The following is a 22,461-nucleotide window of genomic DNA, read 5'->3' on the forward strand; positions in this document are numbered from 1 at the left end:
CTCTCATGAAGTCAAATGCTTCGCGCGTCCTGTTCGGCAAAATCATTTTCTATGGACACGAAGTCATCGCAGAGTAACCTTGCACGGGTCTGCTCTGAATCGAAATCGAGTCGTGCGGGGCAACGCTTCTTCCGAAAATTCGGACGATGCGCTGCGACCGGGGATTGGGGCCATTGTTAAAATCCAGCGAAGCGCTCGACACGATCGAAGCGCGCCGCAGTCATGAATCCATGCCGTTCGCGGCATTGACTGCCGGTGCGCCGCGAAAAATAGGAGAAGACCGACGTGCCCACTTACACCGGCAATAATGGCAACAACACCATCAACGGCTCCAACGGCAATGACACGATCTACGGCTTCGGAGGGAATGACGATCTCTTCGGCCGCGGCGGCAACGACACGATCTATGGCGGCACCGGCAACGACGATATCGAAGGCAATGACGGCAACGACACGCTGTACGGCGAGGACGGCAACGATGAACTGTCCGGCGGCAACGGCAACGACACGCTGAGCGGCGGATCGGGCAGCGACGAACTCTATGGCGATGCCAACGACGACACCCTCACCGGCGGCTCGGGGAACGATCGGCTGTTCGGCGGCAGCGGCGTCGATACGCTGGACGGAGGAGTCGATGACGACGAGCTTTCGGGCGGCACCGGCAATGACGTGCTCAACGGCGGCGACGGCAACGACCAGCTTTCGGGCGACGAGGACGACGACACACTAAACGGCGGCAATGGCGGCGACATATTGTACGGGGGCACCGGCAACGACCACCTGGCCGGCGGCGCCGGAACCGACTATATCGATGGCGGCCTGGGCACCGATACCGCCGTGTATTCGGGCAATTTGTCCGAATACACGCTCTATCGCCTGGGCACGATCACCGGCGTGATCCATAACGGCTCCGGTGGGCCCGGCTCGGGCGCCGACGGTAGCGATTTGCTGCTCTCGGTCGAACGGCTGCAATTCGCCGACATCACGATCAATCTCGTCGGCAACAACGCGCCGATCGCGAACAACGATGCCGTCGCGCTCACCGAGGATGCCGGCAGCTACAACAGCGGCGCGGCAAGCGTGCTCACCAACGATTTCGACTTCGACGGCGATACGCTGACGGCGGCGCCCGGCGTGTTCAACGGCACCTACGGTACCCTGACGCTCAACGCCAACGGCACCTATAACTATGTGCTCAACGGCACCGCGCAGACACTTGCCCAGGGCCAGATCGCGCAGGACAGCTTCACCTATACCGTGTCCGACGGCAGCGCCTCGGATACCGCCAGCCTCGTTTTCACGATCACCGGCCTGAACGACGCGCCCGTCGCCAATGCGAACAGCGCGGCGACCACCGAGAACGCGACGATCCTCGTCAATGTCCTCGCCAATGATACCGACGTCGATAATGGCGCGGTACTCACCGTCACCACCGCCTCGGCACCTTCGGGCCAGGGCAGCGCGGCGGTCGTCAGCAACCAGGTCCAGTTCAATCCCGGCGCGGACTTCAATCATCTGGCCGTCGGTGCCACCCAGGCAGTCACGGTCAGCTACACGATCCAGGACCAGTTCGGCGCAGCCAGCGCCTCGACCGTGACGATCACTGTCACAGGCACCAACGACGGCCCCGTCGCCAATCCCGACGCCGCCGCGACCACCGAGAACGCGACGATCCTCGTCAACGTCCTGACCAATGACACCGACGCCGACGACGGCGCCGTACTCACCGTCACCGGCGCGTCGGCACCCTCGGGTCAGGGCACCGCATCGGTAGTTGGCAACCAGGTCCAATTCGCACCCGGCGGCGACTTCGATCATCTCGCAGTCGGCGCCACGCAGGTGGTTACCGTCAGCTACGCGATCACCGACCAGTTCGGCGCCACCGCCGCATCGACGATCGCGATAACGGTCACCGGCACCAACGACGGCCCCGTCGCGACGCCCGACACCGCCGTCACCACCGAGAATGCAACGATCCTCGTCAACGTCCTCGCCAATGACAGCGATGCCGACGACGGCGCCGTCCTCACGGTCACCGGTGCGTCGGCACCCTCGGGTCAGGGCACCGCATCGGTGGTCGGCAATCAGGTTCAGTTCTCGCCCGGCGGCGACTTCGATCACCTCGCGGTCGGCGCCACGCAGGTGGTTACCGTCAGCTATGCGATCACCGACCAGTTCGGCGCCACCGCTGCTTCGACGATCGTGATCACGGTCACCGGCACCAATGACGGTCCGGTCGCCAATCCCGATGCCGCGACGACCGGCGAGAATGCCGGCGTCGCCTTTAACGTCCTCGCCAACGATACCGACGCCGATGACGGCGCCGTGCTCACCGTCACCGGCGCCTCGGCCCCGGCGGGTCAGGGCAGCGCATCGGTAGTCGCCAACCAGGTCCAGTTCGCGCCCGGCAGCGACTTCGATTATCTCGCGGTCGGCGAGAGCACCGTAGTCACCGTCAACTATGCGATCGCCGACCAGAACGGTGCCACCTCCGCCTCAACGATCGCAATCACCGTCACCGGCACCAACGACGCGCCGACGATCGACGCAGGCGGCACCGACGCCACCGGCGCAGTTACCGAACTGCCCAATGGCGATCCCAACGAGAACGCCTTCACCCATCAGGACAGCGGCACGATCGCATTCGACGATCTCGATCTCAGCGACACCCACAGCGCCAGCTTCGTGCCCCAGGGCCCGGGCTATCTCGGCACGTTCAGCCTGGATCCGGTCAATCAGGCCGGCGACAATGTCGGCTGGGATTTCGCAGTCGACGACAGCGCGATCGACTTCCTCGAAGAAGGCGAGACGCTCACCCAGACCTACACCGTGACGATCGACGACGGGCATGGCGGCACCACGACGCAGGACGTCACCGTCACCATCACCGGCGAGGCCGACAATTTGCCGCCCGACGCGGTCGACGATGCCTATGCGGTGACCGGCAACGTCACCCTCACCGTCGATGCGAACGACGGCGTGCTCGCCAACGACACCGATGATGGCGGAGTCGGCACCGGCCCCGGCCAGGCCTCGGTCACCGGTTTCGACGCGACTTCGGCGAATGGCGGCACGGTCACGGTCAATCCCGACGGCTCGTTCAGCTATGCGCCGCCTGCCGGCTTCAGCGGCAGCGACAGCTTCACCTACACGGTCACCGATGCCGACGGTGAGACCGATACCGCGACGGTGACCGTCACGGTCGGTGCGCCGGTCTGGTTCATCGACAATGCCGCAGTCGGCAGCGCCGATCTCGGCACTCAGGCCGATCCGTTCACTTCGCTCGCGTCGTTCAACGCCGCACAGGGCACGCCTGAGGGCCCCGGCGCCGGCGACACCGTCTATCTGCGCGAGGGCACCGGCACCTATGCCGAGGCCGATGGCATCAACCTGCTCGACGGCCAGACGCTGGTCGGTGGCGGGCAGGACTTGGTGATCGGCGCAGAGACGATCGAGCAGGGCACCGGCCGGCCGACCATCGTCACCACCGGCGGCACCAACAACGGCATCGATCTCGCGCAGAACAACAATATCTCCGGGCTCGACATCGGCGACACCACCGGCGCGGGCCTTTCCGACAGCGGCGGCAGCGTCGGCAGCCTGAGCGTCAGCGACGTCGGCAAGTCGGGCATCGGCCAGATCATCGACGTGGATCAGGGCGGCACGCTCGACGTCACGCTCAACAGCGCGTCTACGCTCGGCTCAACCGGCGGTGCGATCGACCTGGCGGGCGTTGGCGGCAGCTTCACCGTCACCGGTGCGACGTCGATCACCGGCGCACACGGCGGCGGGGGCATCGACATCACCGGCGCCTCGGTCACGGCGACCTTCGCCGGCGGGGGCACGGTCTCGACGGCGACCACCACTGCAGTCAATTTCGTCGGCAACACCGGCGCGCTCGCGCTGGGCGGCGGATTCGACATCACCACCACCACCGGTGCCGGCCTGAACGCCAGCGGCGGCGGCACCGTCACCGCTACCGGCACCGGCAACAGCGTCACCGCCGCGGGCGGAGTCGCGGTCTCGGTCGTAGGCACGGCGATCGGCGCCGCCGACCTGACGTTCGAGAGCATCTCGGCGAATGGCGGCAGTTACGGTATTCGCCTGAACGGCACCGGATCGGACGGCGGGTTGCACATCACCGGCATCGGCACGACCGACGGATCGGGCGGCACGATCCAGAATATCGGCATTCGCGGCATCGAGGCGATCGGCACTGCCGAACTTGTCATCGACAACGTCACGCTGACCAATGCCAACACGATCGACGGCAGTTCGTCCGATCTCGACATCAGCAATTCGAACGCGGCGATCTATCTGAGCGGCGTCGATGGCGTCTCGCTTGGCAATGTCCAGATCGGCGGCACTGCCGACACCGGCATCGTCGGGATCAACGTCGCCGATTTCACGATGGACGCGAGCTCGATCACCCAGGCCGGCAATGGCGCCAACGAAAGCGGGATCGAGTTCGTCAACCTCTCGGGCGATTCCACGATCTCGAACACCGAAATCGCCTTTGCCGAGACCAACGGGCTCGACATCGTCAACACCGATGTCGATTTGAACCTCGTTCTCGACAATGTCGTCTTCCGTGACAGCCAGACGACCGGCTCGGGCGGCCCGGTCAACCCCAATGGCGATGGCGGCTTCCAGTTCCGCAGCTTCAGCACCGCTGCGGGCGCACCGACTACCAATATCGACATCGTCGACAGCGATTTCGTCCGGCTGCGGACCCAGGCGATCCAGGTCATCGGCAACGACGACAGCGTGGTCACCGTCGATATCGTCGATAACCAGATCGACAGCGAAGCCGATATCGGCAGCGGCATCGATCTCAACGCCAACGGCACGTCGCAATTCGCCTTCAACGTCACCGGCAACACTGTCCAGAGCCGCGGCGGCAACACGATCAACGTCACGGCCTTCGGCGGTGCCGATCTCGAGGGGCGGATCAACGACAATGCGATTACCGCAAACGGCACCGGTTCGGGCATTCGCATCCTCGCACAGGAAACCGGCACCACTGCGATCGTCGAGGCACGCGACAACGATGTCACGATGGGCGTGGGCAATGGCAGCTCGGCGGTCGACGCGCTCGCGCGGATCGGCAATGCCCGGCTCGACCTGACGCTCGACAACAACACGCTCGATTCGAACCCGAGCGCGCTTGCCGACATCAACATCACCTCGGGCTCGTCGGCTTCGGGCGAGACCAGCCAGCTCTACGTCAACATCATCAACAACGACGTCCTCGCCGGCGGCCCGACCAATCTGCTACGGCTGCGCACCGCGGATCTGGACGGGACGTCCGATCCGCGGATCTTCCTTCAGGGCTTTGTCGAGGGCGGACCCGGTCTCGACGACGACGCGGTGGCGACGTGGAACGCCAACGGCAACACCCCTGTGGCGACCACGGCGAACATCGTCGTCACCCAGACCGGCGGGGCGACCGCGCCGAGCGCCGGCACTGCGCTGGTGCCCGACAACCCGACATCGATGATGCTGTTCGCAGTGGAGGAATTGTCGTTCCTCGCGTTCGATCGGAGCGCGCCCGAATTCGCCGCCGACACGTTCGCAGTCGAGGCCGCGGCGCCATTCGAATGGACCGATATCGGCCATCACTCCGAGCCGCTCTATTACACCGGCCTGACGCTATAGGACTGTGATGAGGGGTCGCCCTATCGACGGGCAGCCCCTCACTCCACCAATAAAAATCAGGCAGCGGGCGCCTATCCCCCGAACCGCTGCGCTGCGAAATGCGCTGTCAGGTCGAACCGCTCCCCATCGAACACGGTGCGGACATAGGTTATCGGTTCCTTGTCGCGCCACGTCCAGCGTTCGAGGACGAGGCAGGGCTCGTCACCGGCCAGGCCGAGCAGCGCCGCGGCATCGCCGGGCACCGAGGCGGTGATGCGGTGCTCGGCCTCGGTCCAGGGCACATGCGCGAGCAGCCAGCTGCCCGGCGGTGTCTCGGCGAAGTCGACTTCGCGCGCCTCGGGCACTGCGGCGAGATTGATCAGCCGCGCCTCGACGGCATAGGGCCGCGCGTCCGCAAGGTGGACGCACCGCAGCGCCAGCAGTTCGCCCTGCGACGGCAGCCGCAGCATCGCGCTGTCCTCGTCCGCGGCGTCGCGCACGCTGCGCGCCGCCAGCCGCAGGCCATAGATGTGCCCACGCTTCTCGATCTCCTCGCGGATGTCGGGGATCTGCAGCGCCGCCATATGGATCCGCGGCTGCGTCACGAACGAGCCGCGCCGCCGCTGGCGCGAGATCAGCCCGGCACTCGCCAGCGCCGAAATCGCCTTGTTTACCGTCATCCGCGAACAGTCGTATTCGGCCATTAGTTCATGCTCGAACGGGATGCGATCACCGGGGCGTAATTCGCCCGACATGATCCGCCCCTCGATCGCGTTGCGGATGACCTGATACAGTGGCCGCGCCGTCATCGCGCGTCGATCCGCAGCCGGGCGAGCGCCGCCGAATAGCGCCGCACCACCGCCTCGCGCGCGACATGCCGTCCGCCGCGCACCCATTGCCGTCCGCCGCGCCACACGCCGTCGATCATGCCCCGGCTGTCGGCGAATACCAGCGCGTCGAGCAACGCGTCGCCGCTCCGCCCGGCCAAGGTCGGATGCGCGCAGTCGAGCGTCAGGAAGTCGGCCCGCGCGCCCGGCGCCAGGCCATATTCCACCATTCCCAATGCCTGCGCCCCGCCGCGCCCCGCGACATCGAACAACGTCCGCCCGGTCGAAGGCGTCTCGGCGCTCGACAGCAGATTGCGCCCCTGCCGCGCCAGTCGCTGCGAATATTCGAGGCTGCGCAGCTCCTGCGCCAGATCGATCAACACGTTCGAATCCGATCCCACGCCGAAGCGTCCGCCCGCGGCGAGAAAATCCGCCGCAGGGAAGATGCCGTCTCCCAGATTGGCTTCGGTGATCGGGCAGAGCCCCGCTACTGCCCCGCTCCGCGCAATACCCGCCAGTTCCGCCGCAGTAACGTGAGTCGCATGGACAAGGCACCACCGCGCGTCGACCGGCGCATTACCGAGCAGCCATTCGACCGGACGCTGCCCGGTATGGTGCAGGCAATCCTCGACTTCCCCCATCTGCTCGGCGACATGGATATGGATCGGCGCGTCGCCGGCGATTTCGACCACCGCGGCAAGCCCCTCGGGCGGCACCGCACGCAGGCTGTGCGGCGCCACTCCGACCCGCCCCCCGTCCAGCCCCGTCACAGCGCGCCGTGACGCCTCGATCAGCCGGGCATACCCCTCCGGATCATGGACGAAGCGCCGCTGCCCCGGTCCCGGCGCGCCGCCGCCGAACCCCGAGGCCATGTACAGCACCGGCAGCAGGGTCAGCCCGATCCCGGTCTCGGCCGCTGCGGCAGCGAGCCGTCCGCCCATCTCCGCCGGATCGGCAAAGGCGGCGCCATCCACATCGTGATGGACATAGTGGAACTCGCCGACCTGCACGAAGCCACTTTCGAGCATCTCGACGAAAGCCAGCGCCGCGATCGCCTCCATCTCCTCGGGCCCGACCGCATTGGCGAAGCGGTACATCACGTCGCGCCATGTCCAGAAGCTGTCGGCATCGGGTCCGCGCCGCTCGGCCATCCCCGCCATGCCGCGCTGGAAGGCGTGACTGTGGAGATTGGCAATACCCGGCAGCGCCACGCCGTGCCGCGCGTCTCCGGGCTCCGCCGCGACATCGGTCGCGAGTGTCGCGATGCGGCCGCCCTCCTCCGTCATTCGGACGCGTTCGGCCCATCCGTCCGCGAGCAGCGCCGCTTCGAACCACCAGGATTGCATCGCCGCCTCTCCGCATCGTGTCGCCGATAAATGTATAGACATTTCATCTGCCATCTTGGAAGATAGATTTCCAATCCCGTCCAGGAGGTCAGCACGTGCGCGTCGAGCAGATCTGGAGCAATGCCAGACTGGCTACGCTGCGCAGTGACCTTCCCGGCATCGGCGTGGTTGAGGACGGCCTGATCGCAGCAAGCGGTGCCGACATCGTCTATGCCGGCCCGCGCAGCGACGCCCCGGCGTTCGAACCCGGGATCGCGCATGATTGCGCGGGCCGCTGGATCACCCCCGGGCTGATCGATTGCCACACCCACCTCGTCCATGCCGGCAATCGCGCCCGCGAATTCGAACTGCGCCTCGAAGGCGCTAGCTATGAAGAAATCGCCCGCGCCGGCGGCGGCATCGTCTCGACGATGCAGGCCACTCGCGCCGCCAGCCGCGACGAATTGGTCGCCCAGGCCCTGCCCCGCCTCGACGCGATGCTCGCCGAGGGCGTCACCACGATCGAAATCAAGTCGGGATACGGCCTGTCGCTGGCCCACGAGACCAAAATGCTCGAAGCCGCCCGGGCGCTTGGCAAGGCGCGCGGGGTCAGCGTTGCAACCACCTTCCTCGGCGCCCACGCGCTGCCCCCCGAATTCGCCGGCGATCCCGACGGCTATGTCGATGCAGTGTGCGACGGCATGATCCCCGCCATCGCCGGACTCGCCGACGCACTCGATGCGTTTTGCGAAGGCATCGGCTTCACCCCCGCGCAAGTCCGCCGCGTCTTTGAAGCCGCCGCCGCGCACGGCCTGCCGGTCAAGCTCCACGCCGAGCAGCTCTCCAACCTGAACGGTGCCGCGCTCGCCGCCGAGTTCGGCGCGCTCTCCGCCGATCATCTCGAACATCTCGACCAGTCCGGCATCGACGCCATGGCCCGCGCCGGCACCGTCGCGGTGCTCCTCCCGGGCGCCTTCTATTTCACCCGCGAGACTCGCCTGCCGCCGATCGAAGCATTGCGCCGCGCCGGCGTGCCGATCGCGGTGGCGACCGACTGCAATCCGGGCACCTCGCCGCTCACGTCGCCGCTGCTCGCGATGAACATGGCCGCCACGCTCTTCCGCCTCACCGTCAACGAATGCATCGCGGGCATGACTCGCGAGGCGGCACGCGCGCTCGGCCGGCTCGGTCGCGTCGGCACACTCGAGCCCGGCAAGCGCTGCGACTTGGCGATCTGGGAAATCGAGGCCCCCGCCGAGCTAGTCTACCGCATCGGGTTCAACGCGCTTCATGCCCGTATCTGGAAAGGCCAGCCATGACCGTCACGCTCGACGCCGGCGCAGTCCCGCTCGGCACCTGGCGGGCGATCTATCGCGGCGCCGACGTCCGCCTCGACTCCGCCTGCAGACCGGCAGTCCAGCGCGCCGCCGACACGATCGCGCGGATCGCCGCGGGCGACCATGCGGTGTACGGCGTCAATACCGGCTTCGGGCTGCTGGCCAGCATCCGCATCGCACCCGCCGATCTCGACACGCTCCAGCGCAACCTCGTCCTGTCGCACGCCGCCGGCGTCGGTGACGCGATGCCCCGCCCCGTCCTCCGCCTGATGATGGCGTTGAAGCTGGCCAGCCTCGCCCGCGGTGCCTCGGGCGTCCGACCCGAAACGATCGACTTGCTCGAAGCGATGCTCGCTCGCGACTTGCTCCCCGTCGTCCCTGCGCAAGGCTCGGTCGGCGCCTCGGGCGACCTCGCACCCCTCGCGCACATGACCGCCACGATGATCGGCACCGGCGAGATAGACACCCCCACCGGCCGTCTCCCCGCCGAACAGGCATTGCGAGAAGCCGGCCTGACCCCGCTCACGCTCGGTCCCAAGGAAGGGCTTGCGCTGCTCAACGGCACGCAATTCTCCTGCGCCTACGCGCTAGCCGGCCTGTTCGAGGCCGAGGCACTGTTCGCCGCTGCGCTTGCCGCCGGCGCGCTCTCGACTGAAGCGGCCAAGGGCTCCGACACCCCCTTCGACCCGCGCATCCACGAACTGCGCGGCCATCGCGGCCAGATCGAAGTCGCCGCGATGCTCCGCGCAATGATGGAGGGCTCGCCGCTCCGCGCATCGCACCGCGACGACGATAAGCGCGTGCAGGATCCATATTGCCTGCGCTGCCAGCCCCAGGTGATGGGCGCCGTGCTTGATCTGCTCCGCCAGGCCGCAACAACGCTCGGCATCGAAGCCAACAGCGTTTCGGACAATCCGTTGGTGTTCGCCGACACCGACGAAGTGCTCTCCGGCGGCAATTTCCACGCCGAGCCCGTCGCCTTCGCCGCCGACATGATCGCGATGGCGCTATGCGAGATCGGTTCGCTCTCCGAGCGCAGGCTGGCGATGCTGGTCGATCCCGCGCTGTCCGGCCTGCCGGCCTTCCTCACGCCGCGCCCCGGACTCAATTCGGGCTTCATGATCCCCCAGGTCACCGCGGCCGCCCTCGTCTCCGAAAACAAGCAACGCGCCTATCCGGCCAGCGTCGATTCGATCCCTACTTCGGCCAATCAGGAAGACCATGTCTCGATGGCAGCGCACGGCGCCCGCCGGTTGATGGCGATGGCCGACAATGTCGGGCACGTCATCGCGATCGAACTGCTCGCCGCCGCGCAGGGCTATGACTTCCACGCTCCCGTGAAGAGCAGCGACGCGATCGACGCCCTGCACCGCGAAGTCCGCGCCGCAGTCCCGCATCTGGAGGAGGATCGCTACTTCCATCCCGACATCGCCGCCGCCGCGCAGATCGTCCGCGCCGGCCGCCTGCGCGACATCGCCCGAGCGCATGCCATCCCGGTCCCGTCGGTGGCGCATGACTGATCCCGACTGGCTGATCGTCCGCCGCGGCGGTGCGCCGCTGGTGCTCGGCATGCCGCATACCGGCACCGATATTCCCGCCGACCTCGCCCCGCGCTTCGTCTCGCTGTGGCGCGCGCGGAAAGACGCCGACTGGTGGATCGACCGGCTCTATGCCTTCGCCGCCGACATGGATGCGACGATCGTCCGCACCACGCTCTCTCGCAGCGTCATCGACGTGAACCGCGATCCCAGCGGCGCCTCCCTCTACCCTGGCCAGACCACCACCGAGCTCTGCCCGACCACGACCTTCGATGGCGAGCCGCTCTATCTTCCCGGTCAGGAACCGGGCGAGGCCGAGATCGCCGAGCGCCGCGACCGCTGGCTGACGCCCTACCACACCGCCCTCACCGCCGAGCTGGCCCGCCTCCGCGACCAACATGGCCGCGTGGTGCTCTACGATTGCCACTCGATCCGCAGCCACGTCCCCCGCCTGTTCGAGGGCGAGCTTCCCCAGTTCAACATCGGCACCAATAACGGCGCGACCTGCGACTCCGTGCTCGAACGCGCCGTCGAGCATGCCTGTGCCGCTACCGGCCTGTCGCTGGTCCTCAACGGCCGGTTCCGCGGCGGCTACACCACCCGCCACCACGGCGGCCCCGAAGCCGGCATCCACGCTATCCAGATGGAACTCGCCTGCCGCGGTTACCTCGACGAGCCCACCTCACCCGACGAGACCAACTGGCCGACGCCCTGGCATCCCGCCCGCGCCGCGCCGCTCGCCGCGCACCTCCGCGACATCCTCACCGCCTGCCTCGACTGGAAGACCGCATGACCACTCGCCGCGACAACAGCCGCAGCATCCGCGCCGCGCACGGCACAGAACTCAGCGCGAAGAGCTGGCTCACTGAAGCCCCGCTGCGCATGCTGATGAACAATCTCGACCCCGACGTCGCCGAGAAGCCCGAGGAGCTGATCGTCTATGGCGGCATTGGCCGCGCCGCGCGCGACTGGGAGAGCTACGACGCGATCGTCGCCAGCCTCCGCCGGCTCGAGGCGGACCAGACCCTGCTCGTCCAGTCCGGCAAGCCCGTCGGCATCTTCCGCACCCATGCCGACGCCCCGCGAGTCCTGCTCGCCAATTCCAACCTCGTGCCACACTGGGCGAACTGGGCGCACTTCAACGAGCTCGATCGCAATGGCCTCGCCATGTACGGCCAGATGACCGCCGGCAGCTGGATCTACATCGGATCGCAGGGCATCGTTCAGGGCACCTACGAGACCTTCGCCGAGATGGGCCGCCAGCATTTCGGCGGTAGCCTCGCGGGGCGCTGGATCCTCACCGCGGGCCTTGGCGGGATGGGTGGCGCGCAGCCGCTCGCGGCGACGATGGCCGGCGCATCGTGCATCGCAGTCGAATGCCAGCCTTCGCGGATCGAGATGCGCCTGCGCACTGGATATCTCGATGCCCAGGCCGCCACGATCGACGAAGCCCTCGCCATCGTCGAGCAATCGCACAAGGCGGGCAAGGCGATCTCGGTCGGCCTGCTCGGCAATGCCGCGGACGTCTATCCCGAGATGGTCCGCCGCGGCATCCGCCCGGATGCGGTCACCGACCAGACTTCGGCGCACGATCCGCGCAACGGCTATCTCCCGCTCGGCTGGACCCTCGACCAATGGGAGCGAGCCCGCACGGACGATCCCGAAGGCCTCGACAAGGCCGCCCGCGCCTCGATGGCGATCCATGTCCGCGCGATGCTCGACTTCCACGCCCAGGGCATCCCCACCGTCGATTACGGCAACAACATCCGCCAGATGGCGTTCGAGGAAGGCGTCGCCGACGCGTTCGACTTCCCTGGCTTCGTTCCGGCGTATATCCGCCCGCTCTTCTGCCGCGGGGTCGGGCCGTTCCGCTGGGTGGCGCTGTCGGGCGATCCGGAGGACATCTGGAAGACCGACGCCAAGGTCAAGGAACTGCTCCCCGACAACGCCCATCTCCACAATTGGCTCGAGATGGCAGCCAAGCGGATCCACTTCCAGGGCCTGCCCGCACGGATCTGCTGGGTCGGCCTAGGCGACCGCCACCGCCTTGGCCTCGCCTTCAACGAAATGGTCGCCAGCGGTGAACTCAAGGCGCCGATCGTTATCGGCCGCGACCATCTCGATTCGGGCTCGGTCGCCTCGCCCAACCGCGAGACCGAGAAGATGCGCGACGGCTCCGACGCAGTCTCGGACTGGCCCCTGCTCAACGCCATGCTCAACACCGCCAGCGGCGCGACCTGGGTCTCGCTCCATCACGGCGGCGGCGTCGGCATGGGCTTTTCGCAACATTCGGGCATGGTCATCGTCGCCGACGGCACCCCCGACGCCGCCCGCCGAATCGAGCGCGTCCTGTGGAACGACCCCGCCACTGGCGTAATGCGCCACGCCGATGCAGGCTACGACCTCGCGCTGGATTGCGCCCGCCAACAGGGACTGGATCTGCCGGGCATCCTCGGCTGAGAAGCCCGGACACGCAGCCAGCGCCTCGCGGCGCCGGCGTAAAGCGTTCCAACGATGTGATAAGCTGGTCGGGGCGACAGGATTCGAACCTGCGACCCCCACACCCCCAGTGTGATGCGCTACCAGGCTGCGCTACGCCCCGACCAAGGGTGCGCCCTCTATGCCGGTCCGCGGCAGGATGCAAGACACTGCGACAATAGTTGCACGCGTTTGTGCGCCATGTTAGCGCGCGCCGCTTGAACGGGGCCGTTTCGCGCCCCGCCCTCCAGGCAACCGGAAACCCATGTTCGCCACCCCAGCATATGCACAGGCCGCAGGCGCGGCACAGGGCGGAAGCACCGCCGGCGCGATCGTATCGCTGCTCCCGCTCGTCCTAATCTTCGTGGTCTTCTATTTCCTGATGATCCGTCCGCAGCAGAAGCGGATGAAGTCGCTGCAGGATTCGGTCGCCGCGGTTAAGAAGGGCGACACCGTCGTCACTGCGGGCGGGCTGATCGGCAAGGTTACCAAGGTCGACGAGACCGAAGTCGAGATCGAGCTGGGCACCAACGTGAAGGTCCGCGCGATCAAGGCGACGCTTGCCGAAATCCGTCCGCTCGGCGGCGGCAAGCCCGCGAACGACTGATGCTGGATTTCCCGCGCTGGAAGGTCCTGACGATCAGCATCGGCATCGCGCTGATGGTGCTGCTCGCGGTCCCGAGCCTGATCCCCAAGAGCGTTCGCGATACCTGGCCCGCCTGGATCCCCAAGCCCGCGATCAACCTCGGCCTCGACCTCGCCGGCGGCTCCTATCTGCTGCTAGAGGGTGACACCAAGGACGTCGCCGAAACCCGCGTCGAGCAAATGCGCGAGCAGGTCCGCAGCGAAATGCGCCGCGCTCCCAAGATCGATATCGGCGATGTCTCGGTCCAGGGCGGCAAGCTGAGCTTCATGGTCCGCGACTCGTCCAAGGTCGATGCCGTGCGCGAGAAGCTGCTGACGATCACGGGCAGCGGTGTCGGCACCACCGGCCAGCGCGAATGGGACATCGCCGTCGTCGATACCTCGCGCTTCGAGCTCACCCCTACTGAGGCGGGCATCAAGCAGGCGATCGAAACCGCGATGGGCGACGCCCGCGAAGTCGTCGAGCGCCGCATCAACGCGCTCGGCACCGTCGAGCCGACCGTGATCCGCGAAGGCGGCAACCGCATCGTCGTCCAGGTCCCCGGTCTCAACGATCCGACCGCGCTCAAGAATTTGCTCGGCAAGACCGCCAAGCTCGAATTCCGCCTCGTCGATACTACGGCCACCCAGCCGGGCGTCGCCCCGCCGGGATCGATATTGCTGCCCTATGCCGATGGCGGCGGTCAGATCGCGGTGCAGCGCCAGGTGATGATCACCGGCGACATGCTGATCAACGCGTCGCAGAGCTATGACCCGCAGAGCGGGGCGCCGGGCGTTACGCTCGAGCTCGACGGCGCCGGCTCGCGCCGCTTCGCCAAGGTCACCCAGGAAAATTCGGGCAAGCCCTTCGCGATCATCGTCGACAATGTCGTGATCTCGGCGCCGCGGATCAACGAACCGATCCTCGGCGGCAGCGCCGTGATCAACGGCGGCTTTACCGTCCAGAGCGCCAACGAGCTCGCCATCGCGCTGCGCTCGGGCAAGCTCAAGGTGCCGCTCAAGGTCGTCCAGGAATCGACTGTCAGCCCCGAGCTCGGCGCCGATTCGATCAAGGCGGGCATCACGGCGTCGATCATCGCGGTGGTCGCGGTCATCGCCTTCATGATCCTGACCTATGGCCGCTTCGGCATCTATGCGACGCTCGCGGTGATCATCAACGTGCTGGTCATCGTCGGGGTGATGGGCATGCTGGGCGCCACGCTGACCCTGCCGGGCATCGCCGGCTTCGTGCTCACCATCGGCACCGCGGTCGACGCCAACGTGCTGATCAACGAACGCATCCGCGAAGAGCGGCGGCGCGGCCGCAGCGTGATCCAGTCGGTAGAATTGGGCTACAAGGAAGCCAGCCGGACGATCTTCGAGGCCAATGTGACGCACGCCATCGCCGGCGGCATCATGCTGATCCTCGGCTCGGGCCCGGTGCGCGGCTTCGCAGTGGTGCTGCTGATCGGCATCGCCACGTCGGTGTTCACCGCAGTGGTCTTCACGCGAATGCTCGTCACGATCTGGCTGCGCCGTAACCGGCCCAGCGAAATCCACATTTAAGGGACGCGCGAACCATGCGGCTCCTCAAGATCGTTCCGGACAACACCAATATCGGGTTCGTCCGCGTTCGCCACATCGCCTTCGCGATCACGGCCCTGCTCACCATTGCGGCGATCGCTTTGGTGGCCGCACGCGGCCTCAACATGGGCGTCGACTTCGTCGGCGGCGTGTCGATCGAAGAGAAGTTCGTCACGGCGCCGCCGCTCGACGAAGTCCGCTCGACGGTCAACAATCTCGGCCTCGGCGAAGCCGCGCTCCAGCAATTGGGCGGCGCGAACACCGTGACGATCCGTCTGCCGCTTCCCGAATCGAGCGATCCGGCAGCGACCGACCAGATGGTCGAAAAGGTGAAGGCGGCGCTCGCAGCCAAGTTCCCCGGCGCGACCTTCAGCAACTATTCGACGGTGTCGGGCAAGGTCTCGGGCGAGCTGATCCAGAACGGCGTGCTGGCGGTGGTGCTCGCGATAATCGGCATCGCGATCTTCTCGTGGCTCCGCTACGAGTGGCAGTTCGGCGTATCGACCGCCGTTGCGATCATCCACGACGTGCTGATGACGCTGGGCTTCTTCGCGCTCACCCAATTGGTGTTCGATCTCAACATCGTCGCCGCGGTGCTGACGATCATCGGCTATTCGATCAACGACAAGATGGTGATCGACGATCGTATCCGCGAGAATATGCGCAAGTTCCGCAAGATGGAGATGCGCGACCTGATCGACCTCTCGGTCAACGAGACCCTCCCCAGAACGGTGATGACCTCGGTGACGATCATGCTCGCGCTCGCCGCGCTGCTGATCTTCGGCGGCCATGTGCTGCAGGGCTTCACGGCGGCTATGATGCTCGGCATCGTCGTCGGCACCTATTCGTCGGTCTATGTATCGTCGTCGCTGCTGATCACGCTCGGCCTCAAGCCTGGCTTCCGTGAGGATCGCCAGGAGGCTGCCGCCGCAGCGAACAAAGCCGAGCGCCTCGGCCCGCGGGACTAGCCGCGTGAAGATGGAACGCCGCAGCGCCGAAGGGCCGGTGATCTCCGGCTTTTCGGGCCGCGGTTTCAAGGTCGATGAGGGCGTGTACGAGGGGCTGCTGATCACCCCCCAGAGCGCCGATGGCTGGTCGCCCCCGCCGATCGCCGCGCTGACCGAAGCCGATCTCGCGCCGCTGCTGGCGCTGGATCCACAGCCCGAATTCCTGCTGCTCGGCACCGGCGACACGCTGGTCCGTCCCGCCCCTGCTCTGGTCAAGGCGCTCGGCGCGCGCGGCATCGGCGTCGAGGCGATGGACAGCCGCGCCGCCGCCCGCGCCTGGGGCGTGCTCCGCGCCGAACTGCGCTGGGTCGCCGGCGCACTCTATCCGCTCGGCTAAGGACTTGGCGATGCAGCAACTCACCGGCCCCAGCCTCACGCCCTTGTCCGGCGGCGCACCGAAGCAACTCGTCGTCCTGCTCCACGGCTATGGGTCGAACGGCGCCGACCTGATCGGCCTTGCGCCGATATGGCGTCCGCTGCTCCCCGATGCCCTGTTCGTCGCGCCTAACGCGCCCGAACGCTGCCCCGGCGCGCCGGGCGGCTATCAATGGTGGGCACTCCACGATCTCGGGCGCGCCGCGCTCGCCGCCGGCGCCCAGGCCGCCGCGCCGGTGCTCGACGCCTATCTCGACGGCCTGCTCGCCGAGCACGGGCTGAGCGAGGATCGGCTCGCGCTGGTCGGCTTCAGCCAGGGCACGATGATGGCGCTTCAGGTCGGCCCGCGCCGCGAACGCCCGCTTGCCGGCATTCTCGGCTATTCGGGCATGATCGCCGGCGCCGCGCTCGATCCGGCCGAAATACGCAGCAAGCCACGCGTGCTGCTGGTACATGGCGATGCCGACACGGTCGTTCCGGTCGGTGCCTACACCCACGCCCATGGCGAACTGCAGCGCCTGGGCTTCGAAGTCGAAGGCCATGTCGCCCCCGGCCTGGGCCACGGCGTCGATCCCGAAGGCGTCGATCTGGGCGGCAAGTTCCTCGGGCGGGTACTGGGCTGACCCGTCACCCCGGCCTTGTGCCGCGGTCCACCGGGAGGCGGGCGACAGACACGAAGATCGATGGTTTCCGGCGCGGCAGTGGACCCCGGCACGAGGCCGGGGTGACGAGCGGGTTTACAGCGCTTCCCAATCCACCGGCGCATGCCGATCCAGCCACCGCGACGCATCCGCCAGCGGATACTTCAACCCAGTCGCGCAATTGAACAGCACCACCCGTTCCTCAGCATCCACCAGCCCGCTCGCCAGCGCATCGCGATACGCCGCCAGCGTCGCCCCGCCCTCGGGGCACATCAGCAGTCCGTCGCGCCGCGCCGCATCGTCCACCGCCTGCACCAGCGCCGCATCGCTGACCGCCAGCGCCTTGCCCCCGCTCGCCCGCACTGCGTCTAGGATGAGGAAATCGCCCACTGCCTGGGGCACCCGGATTCCTGCCGCCACGGTATGTGCTTCCTCCCAGCGCACCGCATGCCGCTCGCCGGCTTCGAACGCCCGCACGATCGGCGCGCAGCCCTCGGCCTGGACCGCATACATTCGCGGGCGCTTCGAACCGATCCAGCCCAGCGCCTCCATCTCGTCGAACGCCTTCCACATTCCGATCAGCCCGGTGCCGCCGCCGGTGGGATAGAAGATCGCATCGGGCAGTTCCCAGCCGAGCTGCTCGGCGAGTTCGAGCCCCATCGTCTTCTTGCCTTCGATCCGATACGGCTCCTTGAGCGTCGACAAGTCGAACCAGCCGCGCGCCTCCTTCCCTGCACCGACCAGCTTGCCGCAATCGTCGATCAGCCCGTTGACACGGTAGACTCGTGCACCTTGCGCCGCGATCTCGCGCACGTTGATCTCGGGCGTATCGTCTGGACAGAAGATAACCGCCTCGATCCCCGCCCGCGCCGCATAGGCAGCGGCGGCGGCCCCCGCATTGCCGTTGGTCGGCATCGCGATCGTCGTGACGCTCAATTCCTTGGCCATGGCGATCGCCATCACCAGCCCGCGCGCCTTGAACGAGCCCGTGGGCAGCCGCCCCTCGTCCTTGACCCAGACATTGCCGGGCTCCGTGTCGAGCGGGACGATCGGCGTCGCGCTCTCGCCCAGGCTGACGATGCTCGCGGTGTGCCGCACCGGCAGCAGCTCGCGATATTTCCACAGATCCGCCGGCCGCGTCGCGAGCATCTCCGGCGTCAGCGCCGCCTTCACTCCGTCCAGGTCATAGCGCACCAGCAACGGCCGCCCGACGCGCGACAGCCCATGCAGCTGGTCCGCTTCATAGCGCTCCCCGGTCATCGAGCATTCGAGATGGCTGACGAAGGTGGGACGGTGGGCGGTGAGATTGTCGTCGTGATGCATATTGGTGGCTTACCTCAAACCATCATCCGGGCGAAGCGAGTGCGGCGACCCAAATCCTCTCCCACGAAGCGGGGGAGGATTTGTTCGGACCTATCGCTTCGCCCAGCCAAGTTCGGCCATCACCGGAAAATGATCCGAGGTCTGCACCACCCCCTGATGGTCGGTGATCGTCTGCGCACGCTTGACGACGAACCCGCGCGCGAAAATCCAGTCGATCCGCTTGTCCGCAGTGCCAGTGAAATTGTGGAAGGTCTCCGCCGGCCCCTCCCGCGTCGGCGCGCGCGTCCACGCATCCCGCAGGCCCGCGCTCAGCTTCCGGTACGCGCCGCTGCCGGGCGTTGTGTTGAAGTCCCCGGTCAGCACCACCGGCAGCCCGCCCGCCATCGCCGCGATCCGCTCCAGAATCAGCGCAGCCGCCCTCTCCCGCGCTGCCTCGTCCTCGGCGCGATAGGGGAGATGCGTGTTGAACGCATAGAAGCGCCGCCCACCGGCACGCGTCTCGAACAGCCCCCAGGTCGCCATCCGCGGATAGAGATTTCCCCAGCTGATGCTGCCCGGCACCTCCGGCGTATCCGACAGCCAGAAATCGCCCGATCGGATCAGCTTCAGCCGGTCGGTCCGGTAGAATATCCCCATATGCTCGTCGGCATGCCCGCCGCGACGGTCCCGGCCGAACCACGCATATCCCTTGAGCCGCGCCACCAGAAAATTGCCCTGCACCTTGTGGAGCTCCTGCGCCCCGATCAGGTCGGGCGCCGCGCGCGCGAGCATCGCGGCCGTCACCTCGCGGCGATTGTCCCACGCGTTCGCGCCGTCCGACGCCATCGGCAGCCGGATGTTGAAGCTCATCACCCGCAGCGGCGCCTGCGCCATGGCCGGCCCGTTCGCCATCAGCAGCGCCGCCAGCACCAGCCCTATCCGCATCGTGATCGTCACTCGTTCGCCCTTACCCTTTGCGCAGCCGAGACGGCTCCCCATATCGCCGCCATATGAGCGACAACAGCAATGCGTGGCACGGCACCACAATCCTCTCCGTGCGCAAATCCGGCAAGGTGGTCATCGCAGGCGACGGGCAGGTCTCGGCGGGCAACACCGTGATGAAGCCCAACGCTAGGAAGGTCCGCCCCCTTGGCGACGGCAAGGTCATCGCGGGTTTCGCTGGCGCCACCGCGGATGCCTTCACGCTGTTCGAACGGCTCGAATCCAAGCTCGAGCGGCATCAGGGCCAGCTGCTGCGTGCCGCAGTCGAGCTCGCCAAGGACTGGCGCACCGACAAATATCTTCGCAACCTTGAAGCGATGCTGATCGTCGCCGACAAGGACGTGACTTTGGTGGTCACCGGTAATGGCGACGTGCTCGAACCCGAGGGCGGCGTCGCTGCGATCGGATCGGGCGGCAATTTCGCTCTCGCCGCCGCTCGCGCGCTGGTCGACTACGAGACCGATGCCGAGAAGATCGCACGGGCTGCAATGAAGATCGCGGGCGAGCTTTGCGTCTACACCAACGACCGGCTGACCGTGGAAGTGCTGGACAGCGCCAATTGAGCGCTTCCCCGTCGAAAAGCCCGGCCGATCCCGTCCACCGGGTGGCGTATGACCCGCAGGCCAATCGGCTGACGATCAACGTCCACGGGTTCTGGACGCTCGACGACGTCCCTCGCCTGGCTGTCGCGGTGGGCGCCAAGGCGCAGGAAGCGCGCGCGGTCCGCGGCGATTTCGACGTGCTGGTCGAATCGCTCGACTTCCCGGTGCAGGCGAACGACGTCGCCGATCTGCTGACCAACATCATGCGCGGCGGCATGGCGCTCACCTCGGGCCGCGCGGGCATCGTCGTCGGCAGCCAGCTCAACAAGCTCCAGGCCGAGCGCACCCTGGCGCATCCGCGGCTCAAGGTGTTCCTGTCGTTCGACGAAGCCGAAGCTTGGTTCGCCGATAAGCCCTGACCGCATCGCCGCTTGAAGCCCCCACTCCGGCCCCCAACATCGTGGGCCACAACGAAGCCAGAGAACCCAATCCCCCATGAAAGAAGCTCTCACGCCCAAGGCGATCGTCGCCGCTCTCGACGCGCACATCATCGGCCAGCACGACGCCAAGAAGGCCGTCGCGGTCGCGCTGCGCAACCGCTGGCGCCGCCAGCAGCTCAGCGCCGATCTGCGGGACGAAGTGACGCCCAAGAACATCCTGATGATCGGGCCCACGGGCTGCGGCAAGACCGAGATCAGCCGCCGGCTGGCCAAGCTCGCCGACGCGCCGTTCGTCAAGGTCGAGGCGACCAAGTTCACCGAAGTCGGCTATGTCGGCCGCGACGTCGAGCAGATCGCCCGCGACCTGGTCGAGGAAGCGATCCGGCTGGAAAAGGAGCGGCGCCGCGCCGCGGTCAAGGACAAGGCCGAAGACGCGGCGATGGGCCGCCTGCTCGACGCGCTCACCGGCAAGGACGCCAGCACCGCCACGCGCGAGGCGTTCAAGCAGCGCTTCCACGACGGCATTCTCGATGCGACCGAAATCGAGATCGAAATCGAGCAGGCCCCGGCCATGCCATTCGACATCCCCGGCGGCGCGCCGCAGATGATCAATCTCGGCGAGATGATGAAGGGCCTGTCCGGCGGCTCCCCGCTCAAGCGGCGCAAGCTCAACGTCCGCGCCGCCTGGGACAAGCTGGTCGACGAAGAGGCCGACAAGCGCCTCGACCAGGATGAAGTCAGCCGCCAGGCACTCGCCGACGCCGAAGCCAACGGCATCGTCTTCCTCGATGAGATCGACAAGATCGCGGTGTCGGACGTGCGCGGCGGTTCGGTCAGCCGCGAAGGCGTCCAGCGCGACCTGCTGCCGCTGATCGAAGGCACCACGGTGGCGACCAAGTACGGCCCGATGAAGACCGATCACATCCTCTTCATCGCTAGCGGCGCGTTCCATGTTGCCAAGCCGAGCGACCTGCTCCCCGAGCTTCAGGGCCGTCTCCCGATCCGCGTCGAGCTCAAGGCGCTGACCGAGGAGGATTTCGTCGCGATCCTGTCGGACACGAAGGCGAGCCTGGTCCAGCAATATGCCGCATTGCTCGGCACCGAGGGGGTGACGATCGATTTCACCGAGGACGGTATCCGCGCCGTCGCAAAAATCGCCGCAGAGGTTAATGGCGAGATCGAGAATATCGGCGCGCGGCGGCTTCAGACGGTGATGGAGAAGCTGTTAGAGGAAGTCAGCTTCGACGCCGAAGATCGCGCAGGCACCAGCCTGACGATCGACGCGGCCTATGTGGACAAGCAGCTCGCGGCAGTAGCCCGCAACACCGACCTCAGCCGCTACGTGCTGTAACGAAAATCCTCCCCTGGGGAACCGGGGGAGGATCGTCCGCTCACTCCTTCACATACGGCGTAAATTCTCCGAACCGGCAATACGCCCCCGGTATCCGGCTCCCGCGATCGACCGGGCGGAACAAGTCGTTCTTGCAGATCTGCGAGCCGTTCATCTCGACGACGAGGATCGAATCCTGATCGAGTGACGGGCACTCCGCCGCCAGTTCGTTGCGCCACACCCGCTTGCCGTCGCGATACAGGATCGTCTTCGCGTCGATGATCTGCGGTCCGTTGGTGCTGTTGGGCGAGGACAGGCAGTTTTGCGGCTTGCCCGCCACGCGCCCGTCCAGCGCCTTTGCGAGGTCGGCCGCCGCCTCGGCCTGGCGCGAGGCCTGCAGCTCGGCATTGGCGGTACACCCGGCCAGCGCCAGCGCCCCCAGCGTGATGAGCAGTCGCATATGCCTCTCCTC

The 22,461-nt window shown here is 66.9% G+C and carries 18 protein-coding genes and 1 tRNA gene; 13 read left to right on the top strand and 6 right to left on the bottom strand.

Features of this window, described 5'->3' with window-relative positions; genetic code table 11:
- Positions 1–285: 285 nt before the first annotated feature.
- On the top strand, positions 286–5,658 hold the full coding sequence (locus BXU08_RS11475; RefSeq protein ID WP_077510179.1) for an S-layer family protein: 5,373 nt from the start codon (positions 286–288) through the stop codon (positions 5,656–5,658).
- A 71-nt stretch (positions 5,659–5,729) separates the two neighbouring features.
- Here BXU08_RS11475 and hutC read toward each other — a convergent pair whose 3' ends face one another.
- Together hutC and BXU08_RS11485 are read right to left on the bottom strand one after the other, a co-directional pair.
- Complete coding sequence (gene hutC / locus BXU08_RS11480) at positions 5,730–6,446, bottom strand: histidine utilization repressor (protein WP_077510180.1); 717 nt, start codon at positions 6,444–6,446, stop codon at positions 5,730–5,732.
- On the bottom strand, positions 6,443–7,810 hold the full coding sequence (locus BXU08_RS11485) for a formimidoylglutamate deiminase (protein WP_077510181.1): 1,368 nt from the start codon (positions 7,808–7,810) through the stop codon (positions 6,443–6,445). Before BXU08_RS11485 ends, hutC begins: the two co-directional genes overlap by 4 nt.
- A gap of 95 nt (positions 7,811–7,905) precedes the next feature.
- Here BXU08_RS11485 and hutI point away from each other — a divergent pair, with 95 nt between their 5' ends.
- From hutI to hutU, 4 genes are read left to right on the top strand one after another with little or no spacing between them, the layout of a single operon-like run.
- Positions 7,906–9,108 (top strand): imidazolonepropionase, encoded by a 1,203-nt coding sequence (gene hutI, locus BXU08_RS11490; RefSeq protein ID WP_077510182.1) that lies wholly within the window; start codon positions 7,906–7,908, stop codon positions 9,106–9,108.
- A complete protein-coding gene (hutH, locus tag BXU08_RS11495; protein WP_077510183.1) occupies positions 9,105–10,646 on the top strand; it encodes a histidine ammonia-lyase in 1,542 nt (513 codons plus the stop codon). The genes hutI and hutH overlap by 4 nt, the downstream gene beginning before the upstream one ends.
- Positions 10,639–11,457 (top strand): N-formylglutamate deformylase, encoded by an 819-nt coding sequence (hutG, locus tag BXU08_RS11500; protein WP_077510184.1) that lies wholly within the window; start codon positions 10,639–10,641, stop codon positions 11,455–11,457. The genes hutH and hutG overlap by 8 nt, the downstream gene beginning before the upstream one ends.
- Positions 11,454–13,124 (top strand): urocanate hydratase, encoded by a 1,671-nt coding sequence (gene hutU / locus BXU08_RS11505; protein WP_077510185.1) that lies wholly within the window; start codon positions 11,454–11,456, stop codon positions 13,122–13,124. The genes hutG and hutU overlap by 4 nt, the downstream gene beginning before the upstream one ends.
- A gap of 65 nt (positions 13,125–13,189) precedes the next feature.
- Here hutU and BXU08_RS11510 read toward each other — a convergent pair.
- Positions 13,190–13,266 (bottom strand) — tRNA-Pro (locus tag BXU08_RS11510).
- Positions 13,267–13,407: 141 nt separating this feature from the next.
- Here BXU08_RS11510 and yajC point away from each other — a divergent pair.
- The 5 genes from yajC to BXU08_RS11535 are packed head-to-tail and all read left to right on the top strand — an operon-like array spanning position 13,408 to position 17,355.
- Entirely contained in the window at positions 13,408–13,749 is a 342-nt protein-coding gene (gene yajC / locus BXU08_RS11515; RefSeq protein ID WP_077510186.1) for a preprotein translocase subunit YajC, read from the top strand.
- Positions 13,749–15,332 carry a protein translocase subunit SecD gene (secD, locus tag BXU08_RS11520; protein ID WP_077510187.1) on the top strand — a complete coding sequence of 528 codons (1,584 nt, stop codon included), beginning with the start codon at positions 13,749–13,751 and terminating at the stop codon, positions 15,330–15,332. The genes yajC and secD overlap by 1 nt, the downstream gene beginning before the upstream one ends.
- A gap of 14 nt (positions 15,333–15,346) precedes the next feature.
- The gene (secF, locus tag BXU08_RS11525) at positions 15,347–16,318 is read left to right on the top strand and encodes a protein translocase subunit SecF (protein ID WP_077510188.1); all 972 of its coding nucleotides are present in this window, start codon (positions 15,347–15,349) and stop codon (positions 16,316–16,318) included.
- Between the two features lie 4 nt (positions 16,319–16,322).
- Positions 16,323–16,694, top strand: a complete 372-nt coding sequence (locus BXU08_RS11530) for an Mth938-like domain-containing protein (RefSeq protein WP_077510189.1) — start codon at positions 16,323–16,325, stop codon at positions 16,692–16,694.
- 10 nt (positions 16,695–16,704) lie between these two features.
- Entirely contained in the window at positions 16,705–17,355 is a 651-nt protein-coding gene (locus tag BXU08_RS11535) for an alpha/beta hydrolase (RefSeq protein WP_077510190.1), read from the top strand.
- 114 nt (positions 17,356–17,469) lie between these two features.
- On the opposite strand, the gene BXU08_RS11540 is transcribed toward BXU08_RS11535, so the two are convergent.
- A complete protein-coding gene (locus tag BXU08_RS11540; protein WP_077510191.1) occupies positions 17,470–18,696 on the bottom strand; it encodes a threonine synthase in 1,227 nt (408 codons plus the stop codon).
- A 90-nt stretch (positions 18,697–18,786) separates the two neighbouring features.
- Positions 18,787–19,632, bottom strand: a complete 846-nt coding sequence (locus BXU08_RS11545) for an endonuclease/exonuclease/phosphatase family protein (RefSeq protein ID WP_253190351.1) — start codon at positions 19,630–19,632, stop codon at positions 18,787–18,789.
- A gap of 53 nt (positions 19,633–19,685) precedes the next feature.
- On the opposite strand from BXU08_RS11545, the gene hslV reads away from it, so the two are divergent.
- From hslV to hslU, 3 genes are all read left to right on the top strand, one after another.
- Complete coding sequence (gene hslV / locus BXU08_RS11550) at positions 19,686–20,240, top strand: ATP-dependent protease subunit HslV (protein ID WP_077510192.1); 555 nt, start codon at positions 19,686–19,688, stop codon at positions 20,238–20,240.
- Positions 20,237–20,638, top strand: coding sequence for a hypothetical protein (locus BXU08_RS11555; RefSeq protein WP_150125517.1), 402 nt, complete (start codon positions 20,237–20,239; stop codon positions 20,636–20,638). The genes hslV and BXU08_RS11555 overlap by 4 nt, the downstream gene beginning before the upstream one ends.
- 76 nt (positions 20,639–20,714) lie before the next feature.
- Positions 20,715–22,010, top strand: a complete 1,296-nt coding sequence (gene hslU / locus BXU08_RS11560) for an ATP-dependent protease ATPase subunit HslU (RefSeq protein ID WP_077510194.1) — start codon at positions 20,715–20,717, stop codon at positions 22,008–22,010.
- Between the two features lie 40 nt (positions 22,011–22,050).
- Here the strand turns inward: hslU and BXU08_RS11565 are convergent, their stop codons facing one another.
- Positions 22,051–22,449: a hypothetical protein gene (locus BXU08_RS11565; RefSeq protein ID WP_077510195.1), complete on the bottom strand. Its 399-nt coding sequence runs from the start codon at positions 22,447–22,449 to the stop codon at positions 22,051–22,053.
- Positions 22,450–22,461 lie beyond the last annotated feature (12 nt).

The organism is Sphingomonas sp. LM7, from assembly GCF_002002925.1.
In the GTDB taxonomy this organism is placed as follows: Bacteria; Pseudomonadota; Alphaproteobacteria; order Sphingomonadales; family Sphingomonadaceae; genus Sphingomonas.